At 66.7% G+C, this 17,716-nt stretch carries 10 protein-coding genes, 1 tRNA gene and 7 pseudogenes; 12 read left to right on the top strand and 6 right to left on the bottom strand.

Annotated features, from left to right (window positions below):
• A pseudogene (locus tag FQ389_RS20855) lies at positions 1-301 on the top strand (hypothetical protein); the annotation flags it as partial.
• Between the two features lie 80 nt (positions 302-381).
• Here FQ389_RS20855 and FQ389_RS15990 read toward each other — a convergent pair.
• Positions 382-858, bottom strand: coding sequence for a MarR family winged helix-turn-helix transcriptional regulator (locus tag FQ389_RS15990; RefSeq protein ID WP_144209429.1), 477 nt, complete (start codon positions 856-858; stop codon positions 382-384).
• A 188-nt stretch (positions 859-1,046) separates the two neighbouring features.
• On the opposite strand from FQ389_RS15990, the gene FQ389_RS15985 reads away from it, so the two are divergent.
• The 4 genes and pseudogenes from FQ389_RS15985 (at position 1,047) to FQ389_RS15970 (ending at position 5,775) form a co-directional block, all read left to right on the top strand.
• Positions 1,047-3,014 (top strand): ATP-binding cassette domain-containing protein, encoded by a 1,968-nt coding sequence (locus FQ389_RS15985; protein ID WP_144209435.1) that lies wholly within the window; start codon positions 1,047-1,049, stop codon positions 3,012-3,014.
• Positions 3,011-3,871 carry an energy-coupling factor transporter transmembrane component T family protein gene (locus FQ389_RS15980; RefSeq protein WP_144209414.1) on the top strand — a complete coding sequence of 287 codons (861 nt, stop codon included), beginning with the start codon at positions 3,011-3,013 and terminating at the stop codon, positions 3,869-3,871. The genes FQ389_RS15985 and FQ389_RS15980 overlap by 4 nt, the downstream gene beginning before the upstream one ends.
• A 42-nt stretch (positions 3,872-3,913) precedes the next feature.
• A pseudogene (locus tag FQ389_RS20850) lies at positions 3,914-4,356 on the top strand (SRPBCC family protein).
• Positions 4,349-5,775: pseudogene (locus FQ389_RS15970) on the top strand (sulfatase-like hydrolase/transferase). The pseudogenes FQ389_RS20850 and FQ389_RS15970 overlap by 8 nt, the downstream one beginning before the upstream one ends.
• Positions 5,776-5,909: 134 nt before the next feature.
• On the opposite strand, the gene FQ389_RS15965 reads toward FQ389_RS15970, so the two are convergent.
• A complete protein-coding gene (locus FQ389_RS15965; RefSeq protein ID WP_144209410.1) occupies positions 5,910-6,356 on the bottom strand; it encodes an Lrp/AsnC family transcriptional regulator in 447 nt (148 codons plus the stop codon).
• 122 nt (positions 6,357-6,478) lie between these two features.
• On the opposite strand from FQ389_RS15965, the gene ddaH reads away from it, so the two are divergent.
• The 3 genes and pseudogenes from ddaH (at position 6,479) to FQ389_RS15950 (ending at position 9,842) form a co-directional block, all read left to right on the top strand.
• A complete protein-coding gene (ddaH, locus tag FQ389_RS15960) occupies positions 6,479-7,354 on the top strand; it encodes a dimethylargininase (RefSeq protein WP_186296478.1) in 876 nt (291 codons plus the stop codon).
• Positions 7,351-8,583 (top strand): annotated as a pseudogene (rocD, locus tag FQ389_RS15955) (ornithine--oxo-acid transaminase). Before ddaH ends, rocD begins: the two are co-directional and overlap by 4 nt.
• A 30-nt stretch (positions 8,584-8,613) precedes the next feature.
• A pseudogene (locus FQ389_RS15950) lies at positions 8,614-9,842 on the top strand (amino acid permease).
• Between the two features lie 6 nt (positions 9,843-9,848).
• Here FQ389_RS15950 and FQ389_RS15945 read toward each other — a convergent pair.
• Genes FQ389_RS15945 through FQ389_RS15935 form a run of 3 tightly spaced genes read right to left on the bottom strand, consistent with a single transcriptional unit; the run spans position 9,849 to position 12,881 of the window.
• On the bottom strand, positions 9,849-11,189 hold the full coding sequence (locus FQ389_RS15945; protein WP_144209403.1) for an ABC transporter substrate-binding protein: 1,341 nt from the start codon (positions 11,187-11,189) through the stop codon (positions 9,849-9,851).
• Positions 11,186-12,010: a carbohydrate ABC transporter permease gene (locus FQ389_RS15940; RefSeq protein ID WP_144209400.1), complete on the bottom strand. Its 825-nt coding sequence runs from the start codon at positions 12,008-12,010 to the stop codon at positions 11,186-11,188. Before FQ389_RS15940 ends, FQ389_RS15945 begins: the two co-directional genes overlap by 4 nt.
• Positions 11,997-12,881, bottom strand: a complete 885-nt coding sequence (locus FQ389_RS15935) for a carbohydrate ABC transporter permease (RefSeq protein WP_144209397.1) — start codon at positions 12,879-12,881, stop codon at positions 11,997-11,999. Before FQ389_RS15935 ends, FQ389_RS15940 begins: the two co-directional genes overlap by 14 nt.
• Before the next feature lie 60 nt (positions 12,882-12,941).
• On the opposite strand from FQ389_RS15935, the gene FQ389_RS15930 reads away from it, so the two are divergent.
• The 4 genes and pseudogenes from FQ389_RS15930 (at position 12,942) to FQ389_RS15915 (ending at position 16,918) form a co-directional block, all read left to right on the top strand.
• A complete protein-coding gene (locus FQ389_RS15930) occupies positions 12,942-14,459 on the top strand; it encodes a TldD/PmbA family protein (RefSeq protein ID WP_144209394.1) in 1,518 nt (505 codons plus the stop codon).
• Positions 14,460-14,510: 51 nt separating this feature from the next.
• Positions 14,511-15,884, top strand: coding sequence for a metallopeptidase TldD-related protein (locus FQ389_RS15925; RefSeq protein ID WP_144209432.1), 1,374 nt, complete (start codon positions 14,511-14,513; stop codon positions 15,882-15,884).
• A gap of 3 nt (positions 15,885-15,887) precedes the next feature.
• A pseudogene (locus FQ389_RS20845) lies at positions 15,888-16,505 on the top strand (carboxymuconolactone decarboxylase family protein); the annotation flags it as partial.
• Positions 16,506-16,844: 339 nt separating this feature from the next.
• A tRNA-Ile gene (locus tag FQ389_RS15915) sits at positions 16,845-16,918 on the top strand.
• Between the two features lie 642 nt (positions 16,919-17,560).
• On the opposite strand, the pseudogene FQ389_RS20840 reads toward FQ389_RS15915, so the two are convergent.
• Positions 17,561-17,716, bottom strand: a pseudogene (locus FQ389_RS20840) (IS3 family transposase); the annotation flags it as partial.

Raw genomic sequence — 17,716 nt, 5'->3', positions numbered from 1 at the left:
GATGCGGGTGGTCGCGGGGCCGGCGGCGCCGGCGGAGTTGCTGGCGGGGCCGGCGGCGGTGGCCCGATCGGATGCTCGACCGTCGTCTCCCGCGATGGACCAATCCGCATCTGCTCGGTGGGCGCCGGCGGTCGGGGCGGCTGCGGACGCGCCGGTGGCGGACCCGGCGGGCGCTGTGCCGGGGGCGGTCCGGGTGGCCGCTGTGTCGGGGCAGTGCGCCGAGCCGGAACGTCAGCCGCGGGCCCCTGCTGTGGATCGCCGAGCGCCCCCGGACCTAACACATACCGCGCGGGACCAATGAAGACGGTGAGAGGGAGGCCGGGTGCGCGGAAGTAAGTGTCTATCGGCGGCGGTCGTTCACCCACCAGGCGTGCGCGGTTGTCACAACGTGTTGCGGCGCGGGCTGGCCACGGCGTTGTCGAGCAGCCGGCGCAGCACCTGCACCGCCTCGGCTAGCACCTCACGGTCGGCCGGCTCGAGCATCGCCAACTGGGGTTCGATCGCGGCGGCGCGGTCGGCCCGCACCGCGTCCAGCGTGCGCCGCCCTTCCGGTGTGATGCGGATGCGGACCGCGCGGGCGTCGCCGGGGTCGACGGTTCGGCTAACCAGCCCGGCGTTCTCCAGCCGGCACACCTGCGTGGTCATCGTCGGTTGCGAACAATGATCGACGGCGGCCAAGTCGCCGATCCGCGTTTCGCCGTGCACTTCGATGGTTGCCAGCAACCGGGCCTGTGCCGCGGGCAACGGCATCTGGAACCGCTGGGTGCCCAGCCGGTTCAGTCGCGCAACGACGGCGAGCAGGTCCGCACCTAAGCCCTGCTGAAGCGTCACGTTTGCGGTCTCGACGGCGTCATCCATCTCCCCATCGTTGCACAGCTTTGCTATGCGAGACCACCCGCACCCACACTGGTCCGCCTGCCAGCAAAGGACGACTAACGGCGACGACCGACCGATCAGCCTGGCACAATCGACAAAGTGACCGCGCGCCCTCTCCGGCATCGCACGGGGGACCGTTGCAGCCGAACGAACTAGCCCAGGCCGCGGTGATGGCGGCGCTGTGTTCGGTGACCGCAATCATCGCCACGGTCATTCCGTTCGCACACGGGCTCGGGGTCCTGGGGACCGTGCCCATGGGTTTACTGGCCTACCGATTCCGGCCTCGGGTGTTGATCGCCGCGGCCGTTGCCGCGACGGTGCTCGCGTTCTTGATCTCCGGGCTGGGCAGCTCCGCGATGGTGGTCGACGCCGCCTGGGTCGGCGGGATCTGCGGCATCGTCAAACGAAAAGGTCGTGGCGCCCCCACCGTGCTGGCCGCGTCGCTGATCACCGGTGTCATCTGGGGCTCGGTGTGGGTCGGCATTTTCGCAATGCTAACTCGCTTGCGGGAGTTGATCTTTGGGGTGCTGACCGCGAACGTCAACGGCGTCTGTACGTTCCTGGTGTGGGTACATCTGCCGGAGGTTGCGGCCGCGCTCAAGCACTGGGTCGCCGAGGGGCTGCGGGTGTGGCCGTGGCTGGTGTTGCCCTACCTGGTCTTCGTGGTCGTGATGGTCACGATGATCGGCTGGTGGGCGCTGTCGCGTCTGCTGGAGCGCATGGGCGACATCCCCGACGTGCACAAGTTGGATCCGCCCGAGACCGATGTGGCGCTTGACGGCCCGATCGATCCGGTGCCGGTGCGGTTGGACCACGTCCGGTTCCGTTACCCCAACGCCGTGCAAGACGCGTTACGCGAGCTCAGCCTCGAGATTTCGAGCGGGGAGCACGTCGCCATCACCGGCGCCAACGGATCGGGCAAGACGACGTTGATGCTGATCCTGGCCGGCCGGCAACCGACGTCGGGCACCGTGCACCGGCCGGGCGCCGTCGGTCTGGGCAAACACGGCGGCACCGCGCTGGTGCTGCAACACCCGAAGAGCCAAGTCTTGGGGACCAGGGTCGCCGACGACGTGGTGTGGGGTCTGCCGCCGGACGTGCACGTCGACGTGCCCCGGCTGCTGCGCGAGGTCGGCCTGGAAGACCTCGCCGACCGGGACACGGCAAGCCTGTCCGGCGGGCAACTGCAGCGCCTGGCGCTGGCCGCCGCGCTCGCCCGGGAGCCGGCGCTGCTCATCGCCGACGAGGTCACCTCGATGATCGACCAGCAGGGCCGCGACGGCCTGCTGGACGTCATCTCGGGCCTGCACCAACGACACCGGACCGCCCTGGTGCACATCACCCATTTCGACAACGAAGCCGCGTCCGCCGACCGCACCATCAACCTCAGCGACTCCGACGACAACGCCGGCCACGTCGGCAATGCCGACACCGAACCCAGCAGCGTGGCCGGGCAGCAGCGCGCGGCCGGCACGATCGAGCTCATCAACGTGGGCCACGAGTACGCTAGTGGAACGCCCTGGGCCAAGACCGCGCTGCGCGACATTAACTTAGTCGCACAGCAGGGTGACGGCGTTTTGATCCACGGCCACAACGGCTCGGGCAAATCCACTCTGGGGTGGATCATGGCCGGATTGACCGTCCCCACCGCCGGCCGCTGCCTGATCGACGGCGAGCCCACCGACGAGCACGTCGGTGAGGTGGCGCTGGCATTCCAGACCGCCCGGCTGCAATTGATGCGCAGCCACGTCGACCTGGAAGTGGCGTCCGCGGCGGGGTTTTCACCGCGAGACACCGATCGCGTGGCCGCCGCGCTCGGGCTTGTCGGCCTGCATCCGGCGCTGGCCGAACGGCGCATCGACCAGCTCAGCGGCGGCCAAATGCGCCGCGTCGTGCTGGCCGGGTTGTTGGCGCGCTCACCGCGCGTGTTGATCCTCGACGAGCCGCTGGCCGGCCTGGACGTCGGTAGCCAACGCGGACTGCTCCGGCTGTTGGAGCGCTTGCGCCGTGAGCAGGGCCTGACCTTGATCGTGATCTCGCACGACAGCGCCGGACTCAAAGATGTCTGCCCGCGCACCTTGCATCTGCGCGACGGCGTGCTGAGCGCGGCATCGACCTCGAGCAGGGGGGTGTCATGACCACGACCCCGCGCTCGGCCGCGGCTAAGAAGCCGGACCGGCGCCCCACTCGCCCGGTGGTGCTGCTGGTTCCGGTGCCTGGGACGTCACTCATCCACCGGTTGTGGGCTGGCACCAAGCTGCTCGTCGTCGTTGGCGTCGCGGTGTTACTGACGTTCTACCCGGGCTGGGTTAGCATCGGATTGCTCGGCAGCCTGGTGGTGGCCGCGCTGTGGCTTGCCCACATACCGCGCGGTGCGATGCCGACCGTCCCTCGCTGGTTGTGGGCGATGATGGCCGTTGGGTTTGTGACCGACGCGGTCGCCGGGGGCAGTCCGGTGATCTCGATCGCCGGAGTTCACCTGGGGCTCGTCGGATCGCTGCACTTTTTGCGGGTGACCGCGCTGACGGTCCTGCTGATCGCACTCGGCGCCTTGGTGTCCTGGACCACCAACGTGGCCGAAATCGGGCCCGCACTGGCAACTTTGGGCCGGCCATTTAAACTATTCCGGATACCGGTCGACGAATGGGCGGCCACCTTGGCGCTCGCGCTGCGCGCATTCCCGATGTTGATCGAAGAGTTCCAGGTGCTCTACGCCGCCCGTCGACTGCGCCCGAAGAACGCCCCGCACAGTCGCAAGGAACGGCGACGACAGCAGGGCCGCGAGGTGATCGATCTGCTCGCGACGGCTATGGTCGTGACGCTGCGGCGCGCCGACGAGATGGGCGACGCGATCACCGCCCGCGGTGGGGCCGGCCAGCTTTCGGCATCGCCGGCGCGGCCGAAGCTCGCCGACTGGGTGACGCTGGCCCTGTTCGTGGCCGCGGGCGCGACGTCGGTGGCGGCCGAGACACTGTGGCATATCTACCCGATTTGATAAATCGGCGGTTGCCCGTCGTGTAGCGTAAGCGCGTGGCCCATCCAGCGCAGCCGTGTTATCGGGGCGCGCCCGTCCGAGGTGTGGGATGTCTTGGCGGACTTCGGCGCAATCAGTTCGTGGGCGGCCAACGTTGGCCACTCCTGCATTCCCTAACGTCCGGTGCCGACGCGGCGCCGCTGGGCACCACCCGGCGACTCCAGATCAAACGCGACACCCTCGTCGAGCGCATCATCGAGTTCGACCCCCACATGCGCTGGCCTACGACATCGAAGGCCAGCCCCGCCTGTTGCGCCGGGTGACTAATCGCTGGACGCTGGCGCCGAGTGCCGGCGATGCCACCGTCGTAACCTTGACCAGCACAGTCGAAGTCGGTCCCCGACCACACCAGCAGATCACCGAACGCGCGGTGTCGCGTCATGGCACGCCAGTCCGACTCGATGCTAGCCGGGCTGGCGAACCGATTGGAGAATGCGCGTGTCTGATCGCCCCGATGTCATCGTCATCATGACCGACGAGGAACGTGCGGTACCGCCGTACGAGACCCCCGAGGTGCTCGCCTGGCGGGACCGCAATCTATTGGGGCGCAAGTGGTTCGACGATCACGGCGTCAGCTTCAGCAGGCACTACACCCGGTTCGCTCGCCTGCGTGCCGAGCCGCCCGACGATCTTCACCGGGCACTACCCGGGCCTGCACGGCGTCACCTAGACCGACGGCATCGGCAAGACCGCCGACGACTCCCGGATGCGCTGGCTGCGACCCGGCGAGGTCCCCACCCTGGGGAACTGGTTCCGCGCGGCAGGATACGACACGCACTATGACGGCAAGTGGCACATCGCACGCCGATCTGATCGACCCGAGCACCGGCCGCTCGCTGGCGACCAACGACGACGACGGTGTCGTCGACCGGGCGGCGGTGCAGCGCTATCTAGACGCCGACCCGCTTGGGCCGTACGGCTTTTTCGGGTGGGTCGGTCCGGAGACGCACGGCGCACTGCTGGCCAACGCCGGCGTCCGCCGAGACCCGCTGATCGCCGATCGGGTGGTCGCCTGGCTCACCGACCGCTACGCCCGCCGCCGCGCCGGTGATCCCGCCGCGTTGCGCCCGTTTCTGCTTGTCGCGAGCTTCATCAACCCCCACGACATCGTGCTGTTTCCGCTGTGGTCGCGCCGCAGCCCGGTCAAGCCGTCACACCTGGACCCGCCGCCGGTTCCGCCGGCGCCCATCGCCGACGAAGACCTGTCGACCAAACCGGCCGCCCAGATTGCGTTCCGCGAGGCCTATTACTCGGGCTACGCTCGGCGCCGGCCATCGGGCGCAGCTACCGGCAGGGCGCGCAGCGCTACCTGTATTACCGCCTGCACGCCGAGGTGGACGGGCCGATCGACCGGTTCCGGCGGGCGGTCACCGAAAATGGTTCGCAGGACGCGGTTTTGGTGCGCACCACCGACCACGCCGACCTGCTCTGCGCGCACGACAACATGCTCGAAGGAGACAGCGGCGCATCGGGTTTGGCGCGCCGGCCGAACTGGACTGTTAATCCGCCCGCGCCGCTGCGCATCCGGGTGCCGGCCCACACCGCGTCCAACGTCGCGGGCCTGGTGGTCCGGATGGACGTGGCGGGAGGCGACGAACACTTGTGGAAGCTGGTGCGCACCTTCGACGATCCGAGCACCTGGACCGAACCCGGCGTACGTCACCTGGCCGCCAATGGCATTGGGGGGAGAAGAGTATCGGACGTCTCCGGTCGACGATTAGTGGGAGCTCTACGATCTGACGGCCGACCCGATCGAGGCCGTCAACCGTTGGAAAGATCCCGATCTGCACGAGCTTCGGCAGTACCTGCGGATGCAGCTCAAGCAGGCCCGGGACAGTTCGGTGCCGGAACGGAACCAGCCCTGACCCTATGCAAGTCGCCAAGCCATGCGCCGGCCGCCGGCCGGCCGCCCGCGAGCGTAACGTCACGGCCACAGATCGGCCCGAATCCGGCGCTGGCGTTACGCTCGCGACGGGCGCCCCGGCCCGGCACCGCGGCGCTAGGTCCGCATCCGGTCGATGAGGTTGGACAACACGACGATGCTCTCGCTGCGTTCGATGTCGGCGCTCGCCCGGATGCGCTCCAGCGCCGCCTCCAGGTGGCGCATGTCGCGGGCCAGCACGTGCAGGATCGCATCCGAGGTTCCCGTGACCGTCGCCGCGCTGACCACCTCGGGCATGTCCACCCACGCCGCCCGCAACCGATCGGGCGCGATCGTGCCGTGGCAGAACACCTGCACATAGGCCTCTGTGTTCCAGCCCAGCGCGTTGCGGTCGACGATCGTGGTGAAGCCCTTGATCACGCCGCTCTCGATCATCTGGTCGACCCGGCGCTTCACCGCTGGGGCGGACAGATTCACCTTCTCGCCGATCTCGGCGAAAGTGGCCCGCGCGTGCTCGGTCAGCTCGGTCAAGATGCGCTCATTGGTGTCGTCCAGGCGGTCCATTTCCCGCCACCTCCATAGCGTGCAATAAATCGCTGATGAAGCCACTGTAGAGCAATAAATAACTGGTATACGCAATAATTGGACTTTGATTGTGTTATCGAGCTAAATATTGTTGATCTATGATGTATTACTATGCTGACGACCCGGTGCCGCGCGCCCGGCCCGAGGCATGGCAAGACGCCGCGCCCACCCGGCGCCGGAGCGCGCGCACACGCCGCTACGTGATGACACCGCCGACGTACTACGCGGTCGAATACGCCATCAACCCGTGGATGGATGTCAGCACACCGGTGAACGTCGGGGTCGCGGTCGCGCAATGGGAAGTCCTGCGCCAGACCTATCTGCGGCTCGGCCATCGGGTCGACCTCGTCGAGCCGGTGCCTGGACTGCCGGACATGGTCTACGCCGCCAACGGCGGCTTCGTCGCCGGCGACGTCGCCATCGTCGCTCGCTTCCGCTACGAGCAGCGCGCCGCTGAGGCGCGGGCCTACGCCGACTGGATATCGTCGATGGGCTATACGCCGGTCACCACGCGATACGTCAACGAAGGTCAGGGCGACCTGCTGATGGTGGGCGAAATGGTGTTGGCCGGTCATGGTTTTCGCACCGATCGCCGCGCGCACCGTGAGATCTCGGCGGCGCTGCGGATGCCGGTGATCTCCCTCGAGCTGGTGGATCCGCGGTTCTACCATTTGGATACCGCGCTGGCGGTCCTCGACGACCAGATGATCGCGTTCTACCCCCCGGCCTTCAGTCCGGCGGCGCAGGACCAGCTGCACGCGCTGTATCCCGACGCTATCGTGGTGGGGAGCGCGGACGCCTACGTGCTGGGTCTCAATGTCGTCTCCGACGGTCTGCACGTCGTGCTTCCTTCCGTCGCAACGGGTTTCATGGCTCAACTGCGGGATGCGGGTTTCGAGCCCATCGGCGTCGATCTTTCTGAACTGCTCAAAGGGGGTGGTTCCGTCAAGTGCTGCACATTGGAGGTGTTTCAATGACGATTCTCGATGGCCGGACTTCGGTGAACACCGGAACCGAGGACGCGATCGCGCTCGTCGAACAATATGCAGCCCACAACTATTCTCCGCTGCCGGTGGTTGCGGCCAGCGCCGAGGGCGTGTGGATCACCGACGTCGAAGGTCGCCGCTACCTGGACTGCCTGTCGGCGTACTCGGCGGTCAACTTCGGTCACCGCAACCCCGAGATCACCGCGACCGCGCATGCCCAACTTGACACCGTCACGCTGGTCAGCCGCGCCTCCCACGCCGCCGCCCTCGGACCGTTCTGTGCCGGACTGGCCCGGCTGTGCGGCAAAGACATGGTGCTGCCGATGAATTCGGGCACCGAGGCCATAGAAAGCGGCCTCAAGGCAGCGCGCAAATAGGGCGACGACGTCAAGGGCGTGACCGAGGGCCGGGCCAACATCGTCGTCGCTAAGAACAACTTCCACGGCCGCACGATCAGCATCATCAGCTTCTCGTCGGACCTGACGGCGCGCGCCGGGTTCGGGCCGTTCACGCCCGGGTTCCGCACGGTGCCGTTCGGCGACTCGGCTGCCCTGGCCGATGCGATCGACGAGAACACCATCGCGTTCCTGCTCGAACCCATCCAGGGTGAAACCGGCATCATCGTCCCGCCCGACGACTACCTGCCGGCCGCGCGTTCGCTGTGCACCGACTTCAACGTCCTGATGATCGCCTACGAGATTCAGTCCGGGCTAGCCCGCACCGGCTACACCTTCGCCTGCGATCGCTGGGACGTCGTGCCGGACATGTATCTGCTGGGCAAGGCGCTCGGCGGCGGTGTGGTGCCGCTGTCGGCGATGGTCGCCGACCGCAACATCCTCGGCGTATTGCATCCGGGCGAGCACGGCTCGACGTTCGGGGGCAACCCGCTGGCCGCCGCCATTGGCACCACGGTGGTCGCGATGCTTACGCGGGGCGAGTTCCAGGCTCGCTCGGCCGAATTGGGTGCGCATCTGCATCGGCGGCTGCGCGCCCTGATCGGCGACGGCGTGCTGGCCGTGCGCGGCTTCGGCCTGTGGGCCGGGGTCGACGTCGATCCCGCGCTCGGCAGCGGCAAGCAGATCAGCCTGCGCCTGGCCGAGCGTGGGGTGTTGGTGAAAGACACCCACGGGTCCACGCTGCGGTTCGCGCCGCCGCTGGTGATCACCGAGCAGGAGATTGACTGGGCCGTTGTGCAGTTCGCCGACGTCTTGCGGGCATAATCAGCTGATCCAGCTATAGAGGGGCGCGATTTGCCAGCCAGCTCGATCGGCCTGACCCAACAGATGCTGCGGCGGCGCCCGGTGGTCGGAGCGCCGCCGCGCACGGGGCCGCCGACCACCTGCGGCGCGGCATCACCGTGTTTCAGCTGACCATGTTCGGGGTCGGCTCGACGATCGGCGCCGGAATCTTCTTCGTGCTGTCGCAGGCGGTGCCGGAGGCGGGCCCCGGGATGATCGTCTCGTTCCTCATCGCGGGGATCGCGGCCGGATGGGCCGCCATCTGCTATGCCGAATTGGATTTGGCGGTAAAGATTTCGGGCTCGTCGTATTCGTACGCATACACGACGCTGGGTGAGGTCGTCGCGATGTGCGTGGCCGCCTGCCTGCTGCTGGAATACAGGGTGGCCACCGCCGCGGTATAGGTCGTCTGGAGCGGTTACGTCAACAAGTTGCTCGACAACGTGGTCGGGCTGCAGCTGCCGCACGCATTGTCCGCGGCGCCGTGGGATTCCGACTCCGGCTATGTGAACCTGCCGGCGATCGTCCTGATCGGGCTGTGCGCGCTGCTGCTGATTCGCGGTGCTATTGAATCGGCGCGGGTGAACGCGATCATGGTGCTGATCGAACTCGGCGTGCTGGCGATGTTCGTGATTGTCGCGTTCACCGCGTTCGACTCCAACCAGCTTCGCGATTTCGCCCCGTTCGGCGTGGCCGGCATTGGTTCGGCGGCGGGCACCATCTTCTTCTCCTACATCGGCCACCCACCATGGCTGGGCCAGCACGAACCTGTGCGCAGGCGCGGTCATTTCCATCTTCACCGTCACACTGATCACGATGTACGGCCAGACCCGCATCCTGTTCGCGATGGATCGCGACGGGCTGCTGCCCGCGCGCTTCGCGTCGGTAAACGCGCGCACCATGACCCCGGTGTCGAACACGGTGATCGTCGTCATTGCCGCCGCGACGTTGGCCGGTTTCGTCCCGCTCGAGGAGCTGGCCGACATGGTGTCCATCGGCACGCTGACCGCGTTCATCGTGGTTGCCGTCGGCGTGATCGTGCTGCACGTGCGCGAGCCGGAGTTGCCGCGCGGTTTCAAGGTACCCTGTCACAACGGTACTTTCGGTGCTGGCCTGCGGCTACATCCTGGCCAGCCTGTACTGGTACACCTGGATTGCGTTCAGCGGGTGGGTGTTGGTCGCGTTGGTTTTTCTACTTCGCGTGGGGACGGCGCCACAGTGCGCTCAACGAAGCTAGCTGACGACGGCTAGCGCCGTGCGGCGGCGTTGGCCGCGGCTTGCGCCCGCTGCAAGGTGGTTGCGACGTCGGCGCGGCCCAGGAACATCTCGTCGAAATAGCTCTGCAGCGCCGCGTCGCCGGCGGTGAAGCCGGGACCTCCCGGTGCCGGGATACGCGGGCCCCGCAGCACATCGAAGAACGGTGTGACGTCGACGCCGCGTCCGGCCCAGTAGTCAAAGTACACCTGTTGGGCCGAGCGGACCGCGGGAATCGCCGCGCCTTGCGCGCCCAGATAGTCGTTGCCCGCCGTGCTGCCCATCCAGGCCAGTACCTGACGCACCGCGTCGGGATGCTTGGTCGCCGAATTACCGGACGCGGCAATGCCATTGGTGACACTGACCCGGCCGGCGGGGCCTATCGGCAGCATCGCTATGCCCCAGCGGAAGCGGGCGTCACGGGCGATCAACGCCAGGTTGTAAGTGCCGGACTGAAACAGCGCCATCCGCCCCGCCAGGAACTGGTTGCGGGAGAAGTCGCCGTTGCCGTTGGTGTCCGAGGCGGGCGGCGCGACGTGGTCGCGGTTGATCAGGTCGACCAGGTAGCGGAAAGCCTCGACGGCGGCGGGGTTGTCGAACGCGAACTCGTCGCCGCGCTGGAACACCCCGCCGGCCGAGCCGATGTAGTTGAGGTAGATCGCCTGCGGGTCGTTGGCCGCGTTGTAGCCCCACTGCCGCATCCGGCTAGGATCGAAACCTGCTGTGCCCGCTGTGTTTCCGTTGGCGTCAACGGTGAGTCGGGCCGCCAGCGGACGCAGCGTGTCGTTGTCACCGTGCGGATCCCAGCGCAGGTTGTCGAGCTCACTCGGATCGATGCCAGCGGTGGCGAGAAGGTCCTCGTTGTAGTACACTGCGATGCCGGCGTCGGTCAGCTGCGGCACGCCCCACAGTGCTCCACCTCGGGTGAACTGGTCGACGACCGTGGGTTCCCACTCCGAAATAGTCTGAGCACCAAATGTTTTTCCGATGTCCAGCAGCCGGCCGTTGTCGGCGTAGGCGGCCAGGTAGGCGTTGGACAGCCAGAAGATGTCGTCGGCGCTGCCCCCCGCGACGTCGGTGCGCAGCGTGTTGAAGTACGTCGAGTAGGCGACCTGGTCGACGCGCACCTCGATATCGGGGTGTACACGGTGAAACGCCTCGAATGACTGGCGGTAGGCTTCGGCGATCGACACATCCCAGACCCGCACCCGCACCACCGTCGTGTTGCCATGCGGCTCACCGGAATAGTTCAGCAGCACGGCGATCCCGGCCAGCAGCACCGCGACCATGCCGAGCGCGGCGGCGGCTAGCGTCGATGTCCGCGGCCTGCTCACTTGACCCCCGACAGGACGAGCGAGGAGACGATGTGGCGCTGCGAGGCGATGAACAGCAGCGCCAGCGGGACGACCGCGAGCGTGGTCGCCGCCATCACCAGCGTCCACTGCGAGTTGAACCGCGACTGCAGATCGGCGGTGGCCACCGTAAGCACCCGCCACTTGTTGCCGCTGGTGATCACCAACGGCCACATGAAGTTGTTCCACTGCGAGACCATGGTGATCAGTGTCAGCGTCTCCAGCACCGGTCGGCTGGACGGGATGACGACGTGGGTGATCACGTCCAGCGTGTTGGCGCCGTCGAGGCGGGCGGCGTTGATCAGGTCGATGGGGATCAGCCGGAAATGCTCGCGCAGCAAGAAGATCGCGTAGGGGGAGCCGAACATGAACGGCAGTACCAGCGCCCAGAACGTGTTACGCAGCCCGGCTTGGGCCATCATCAGGTACAGCGGCACCACCGTGAGCGTCGTGGGCACCATCAACGTCGTGATGTAGACCCAGAACAGCACATCGCGTCCGGCGAATTCCAGGCGCGCAAAGGCGTAACCGGCCAACACCGAGAACGTCATCTGGCCCACCAGGATCACCGCCGTCATCAGTGCGGTGACCGCCGCCGCCCGCAAGAATCCGGCACCAGCTAGGTCGGTGTAGTTGGCCAGCGTGGGTGGGTGCGGCAGCTGCAGCGGCGTGCCCGTCACGAACTGGTGCGCCGAGGTGAACGAGGTCAGCAAGCCAAGAGCGAACGGCAGCAACGTGATTAACGCGCCCGTCGCCAGGCCGGCGTAGACGAGCGCGTTGGCGAGGCGGCTAGACGAGGTCATAGGTGATCCGCCGCCGGAAATACAGGTGCTGCACGATGGTGATGCCGACCAGGATGACGAACAGCACCACCGCCATCACCGAGGCGCGGCCGATGGCCGCCGAACCGAACGCCTCGGCGTAGATCCGGTGCGCGACCAGGTCGGTGCGGCCGGCCGGCCCGCCGTCGGTCAGAGCGTACACGGTGTCGAAAACCTGTGCGGTGCTGACGATCCCGGTCACCAGCACGAAGAACATCGTCGGGCGGAGCATGGGCAGCGTGATGCGCCAGAACCGTTGCCAAGCGTTGGCGCCGTCGGTGCGAGCGGCGGCGTAGATCCCGTTAGGGATGGCCAGCAGGCCGGCCAGGAAGGACAGCGAGTTGTAGCCGACGTTCATCCAGACCACGGCCGCCGACACCAGCGGCAGCGCGAAGCTGGGATCAGAGAGCCACTCGACGTTGTGCCCCAGCAGGGTTGCGATCGCCCCGTCGGTCGGCGCGAGGATCCAGCGCCACAGCACCGCGATCGCCAGCGGGGCGCAGATCCACGGCAGCACGAACACGGTCCGGAAGAAGCCGGTGCCCGGCAGCAGCTGGGCCAGCATGGAGGCCGCGCCCAGGCCGAGCACCGTCTGCGTCGGGACCACGATCGCCACGAAGATCACGGTGACGATCAGCGAGTTGCCGAACTGGGCGTCGGTCAGCACCGAGCGCCAGTTGTCCAGACCCACAAAGCGCAGCGGGCCCAGCAGATCCCACCGATACAGGCTGAGCCAGATCACCACGAGGATGGGCAGCAGCAGGAAGGTGACGACGCCGAACAGGCTAGGCGCCAGCAGCCCGTAGGCCAGCACGCTGGATCGTGGCGGACGGGTGCGGGCGGCGCTTGCCATGCAGCTAATTAAAGCGGGCTCTGCAGGGCTTTGGGGTGCACAGTCGATACGGTGGAGCCCGTGACACCGAATCGGGGGATCGACGCCGACTTCCTGGCCCTGCCGCGACACGAGCTGGCCGAGGCTGCGCTGTCCGCGGCCACGGCGGCCGGGGCGAGCTATGCCGACCTGCGCATTCAGCGTATCAACACCGAGATCATACGGTTGCGGGACTGTGAGCTCGAGACGTCGGTCGTCAGCCGCGAGGTCGGCTTGGCAGTCCGCGTCATCGTCGACGGCACCTGGGGATTCGCCTCGCACGCGGAGCTGTCGCCGTCGATCGCGGCCGACACCGCGCGCCGCGCCGTCCGGGTGGCCACCACCCTGGCGGCGCTGAACAGCGAGCGCGTCGAGCTGGCACCCGAGCCGGTGTACGCCGACGTCAGCTGGGTGTCGAACTATCGGATCGACCCGTTCGACGTGCCCGCGGCCGACAAGATCGGCGTGCTCGAGGGGTACTCCGGGCGGCTGCTGGGCGCCGACGGTATCGACCATGTCTCGGCCGGCCTGACCGCGGCCAAGGAGCAGACGTTCTACGCCGACACGTTCGGCTCCGCGATCACCCAGCAGCGGGTGCGGGTGATGCCGTCGTTGGAGGCGGTGACTGTGGATGCCGCGGCGGGCAGTTTCGACTCGATGCGCGCGCTGGCGCCGCCGATGGGGCTCGGCTGGGAGGGGTTCATCGACGACGGGGTGTGGAACTGGACCGACGAGCTCGCGCAGCTCCCGTCGCTGCTGGCCGAGAAGGTCAAGTCGCCCAGCGTGAGCCCAGGTTTCACCGACCTGGTGATCGACCCCACCAATCTGTGGCTGACCATTCACGAATCCATTGGTCACGCAACCGAATACGATCGCGCCATCGGCTACGAGGCCGCGTATGCTGGGACGTCGTTCGCCACCCCGGACAAGCTGGGGAAGATGCGCTACGGCTCGCCGGTGATGAACGTGACCGCTGACCGCACCGAGGAGCACGGCCTGGCCACCGTCGGTTACGACGACGAGGGGGTGGCCGCGCAAAGCTGGGATCTGGTGCGCGACGGTATCTTTGTCGGCTACCAACTCGACCGGGTGTTCGCGCCGCGGCTGGGCCAGCCGCGCTCCAACGGTTGCTCGTATGCCGACTCGCCGCATCACGTACCGATCCAGCGGATGGCCAACGTGTCGCTGCAGCCCGGCAGCGACAACCTGAGCACCGACGATCTGATCGGCCGGGTCGAGAACGGCATCTACATCGTCGGCGACAAGTCGTGGTCAATTGACATGCAGCGGTACAACTTTCAGTTCACCGGTCAGCGCTTCTTCCGGATCCGCGACGGCTGGTTGGACGGGCAGTTGCGCGACGTGGCCTATCAGGCCACCACCACCGACTTCTGGAATTCGATGGAGGCCGTGGGCGGCCCGTCGACCTGGCGGCTCGGCGGGGCGTTCAACTGCGGCAAGGCGCAGCCCGGACAGGTCGCCGCGGTTAGCCACGGCTGCCCGTCGGCGTTGTTCCGCGGCGTCAACGTGCTCAACACGCTTGCCGAGGGGGGCCACTGATGATTCGCGCCGGTGACGATGCAGAGCGCAGCGATGAGGAGGTACGGCGTCATGATTAGCGCTCAACACGTCGTCAAACTCGTGTTGGACGAGGCGGCGAAACTGGGGCGCGCAGACGAAACCATAGTCCTGGTAACCGACAAGGTCGAGGCGACGCTGCGGTGGGCGAACAATTCGATGACCACCAACGGTCTTTCGGCCAGCCGCAACATGACGATCATCTCGATCATCCGCAAGGGGTCGAGCGCGTTCATCGGCACGGTGGTGTCCGCCGAGGTGGACCCGCGGGTCATTCCGGGTCTGGTGGCGGCGTCACAAGACGCGGCCCAGGCCGCCCCGGAGGCCGGCGACGCGGCGCCGCTGCTGGTCGACACCGGCGTCCCCGCCGACTGGGACGCGCCGGTGCCCGGCACCGGTCCGGAAGTGTTCGCCGAGGTCGCCGGTTCGTTGAGCCGTGGGTTCGCAGGCACCGACCGGCTGTATGGCTTTGCCCACCATAGTGTTTCGACGACGTTCCTGGCGTTGTCGACGGGTCTGCGCCGCCGGTTCACGCAGCCCACCGGGGCGGTGGAGATCAACGGCAAGCGTGGTGCGGCCAGCGCGTGGACCGGCATCGGAACCCCGGATTTTGTTGCCGTGCCGACGGATTCGCTTCTCGAGGACCTGACGATGCGGCTGGGCTGGGCGGAGCGCACCGTGGCGCTTCCCGCGGGACGCTACGAGACGATCCTGCCGCCGTCGGCAGTGTCGGACTTGATGATCTACCTGGGCTGGTCGCTGGCCGGTCGGGGCGCCCAGGAGGGACGCACCGCGTTCTCGGCGCCGGGTGGCGGCACCCGTGTGGGGGAGCGGCTCACCGACTTGCCGTTGACGTTGTTCTCCGATCCGATGGCGCCAGGGCTGTTGTGCACCCCGTTCGTGGCGGCCAGCAGTTCCACCGAGATCGTCTCGGTGTTCGACAACGGGATGGAGATCGGCCACGTCGAATGGATCCGCGACGGCGTGATCAACGCGTTGGCGTACCCGCGGGCCACCGCTGCGAAGTACGACGAACAGGTCGCGGTGGCGGCGGACAACCTGGTGATGACGGGCGGGTCGAAAGACTTGGCGGACATGATTGCCGGCACCGAGAACGGGCTGCTGCTCACGACGCTGTGGTACATCCGCGCGGTCGAACCCACCACGCTGTTACTCACCGGGCTGACCCGCGACGGGGTGTATCTGATCGAGGACGGCGAGGTCGCCGCGGCGGTCAACAACTTCCGGTTCAACGAGAGCCCGCTGGATCTGCTGCGGCGGGCTACCGAGGCGGGCGTCAGCGAGAAGACCCTGCCGCGCGAATGGGGGGATTGGGTCACCCGGACCGCGATGCCGACGCTGCGCATCCCGGATTTCCACATGTCCTCGGTGAGTCAGGCGCAGTAGTGGGAAGTAAAAGTCGGTGAACCGGCCTCGGAGGAGGGGGCCGTCGTCGTCGAGTTCGCCGAACAGTGCAGTGCCGACGTCTCCGCGATCACCCCCGAGCAGCGGTCTTTGCTGTTTAAGATGTTGGGGGACAGCACCTTTAGTGTGGTGGTGGCGATGTGTATCGCGGACTTCGTGTCGCGGGTGCGCGCCGGGCTGGAGGCGCTCGGCGTCGGCCAGAGTTTTCTCGGCTGGACGACGGGTACGGTCCAGTGGGATCACGCCACCGACCCGTCGGGCGAGGTGGTCGGTGCGAGAGAGCCGCGCGCTGGAGGCCGGGGGTTCGGAGACGTTGTACGACGACATCGCACACTTCGAGACGTCGACGCTGATCGATGATCGCGTAAAAGCAGCGCTGCGGTATGTAGGTGCGCTAATTTGGACGCCTGCGCACCTCGACGCCGACGTCGTCGCCGAGGTGCGCGCCCGGTTTTCGAGGTCGAAGCGGTCGAGCTGACTCTCGATGTGATGCGAAACGCGAGCAACGAGATCGCGGTGTCGCTCGGCGGGGACGCGCTGCGGGTGTCGGAAGGCACTGAGCCCTACCTGCTCGACGTCGACGGGCAGACAGTCTTCAGCTGACGTCGGTTTACGACGAAATGGCTTACACTCTTTGACATTTCGGTCTGTCTTTATTGTCTCATCCTCCTCGTTGTTGCGAACGTGTGTGCGATGGATATCCCGGCGCAGGTGAACTCCGAAAAAGACACCGCGAGATCCTGGCAGACCTGACGAAGGCAACATGCCCCGGAGTTCATCGATGCGCTGCAACACCAGACGCGTCACGGCGCAGACTGACGACGCATTTCCGGCTGATGGTCCCTGGGGCCCCGGCTGGCTCGTGTCGCAGGGACCACGGGGCGCCACAGCCCGTAAGCGCGGGCACTAATCTCAACGTCGTGCAACGCACGTGTCGCGCCGGGGGCGGTAGCTCAGTCGGTTAGAGCCGCGGACTCATAATCCGTTGGTCGCGGGTTCGAGCCCCGCCCGCCCCACCTTAAAAGGCCTGGTCATAGGGTTGCATAGCCGTTGTCGGCCGAATTTTCGTTGCTTCGTCGCGGCGCGTGGCGGGATGGTGGCCCGAATTCGAGGCACTGATTAACTCAGCTCCGCGACCGGGACCGTGGCGCCGACGACTGGCTTTAAACCCGCGTATCCACTTGGGAGGCTATTTCCAGGTTCGAACAGCTTTTGTGCCCGTCCTGCTCAAAGGCGCTAGCGGCTAACCCTAACCTCTGCTAGAAGTGCGGTTTTGGTACGTCTGGCGCATAGATACGGTACGGCTCCGGTTCGGTCGCGTTCGGGGTACCGACGGGGTATTTGCGGACCGATCGATTCGTGAACCGGGACTCGATCACAAATCATCGCCGTTAAATCGAACTTAGCGGACACCCCAGAAACGTCGACCGTCAGCAATAAATATCGAAGGTGCGCCAGGTTCGGGTGGTGGTGTCATGATGTGTAGGTCCTCATGCCGTTGCGCCTTGAAGAACTGCTCGAGGTCTGCGAACAAGTCGCTCTCAGCGCCGATGATGTCTCCGACTTCAACTATTCCCAGGATGCTTTGGAGCTTCGACCGCTTTGGGTGTGACCAGTGGAAGACTTGGGTCTGCTGCACGAGTAGGTGACAGTTTCGGTTACGCGGTCTGGCTGGTTGGTGTGGTCATGATTGCTTCGAACTCGACGGGGGTCAACCGGCCCAGACCGACCTGTCGGCGTCGGCGGTGGTAGGTGCGTTCGACCTAGGTGACGATGGCGATGCGTAGCTGCTCGCGGGTGTTCCAGCGGCGGCG

Origin of the sequence: Mycobacterium tilburgii, from assembly GCF_902168065.1 — a bacterium.
In the GTDB taxonomy this organism is placed as follows: Bacteria; Actinomycetota; Actinomycetes; order Mycobacteriales; family Mycobacteriaceae; genus Mycobacterium; species Mycobacterium tilburgii.
The sequence above is the reverse complement of the archived record's forward strand: the minus strand, read 5'-3'. Positions and strand labels throughout refer to the sequence as shown.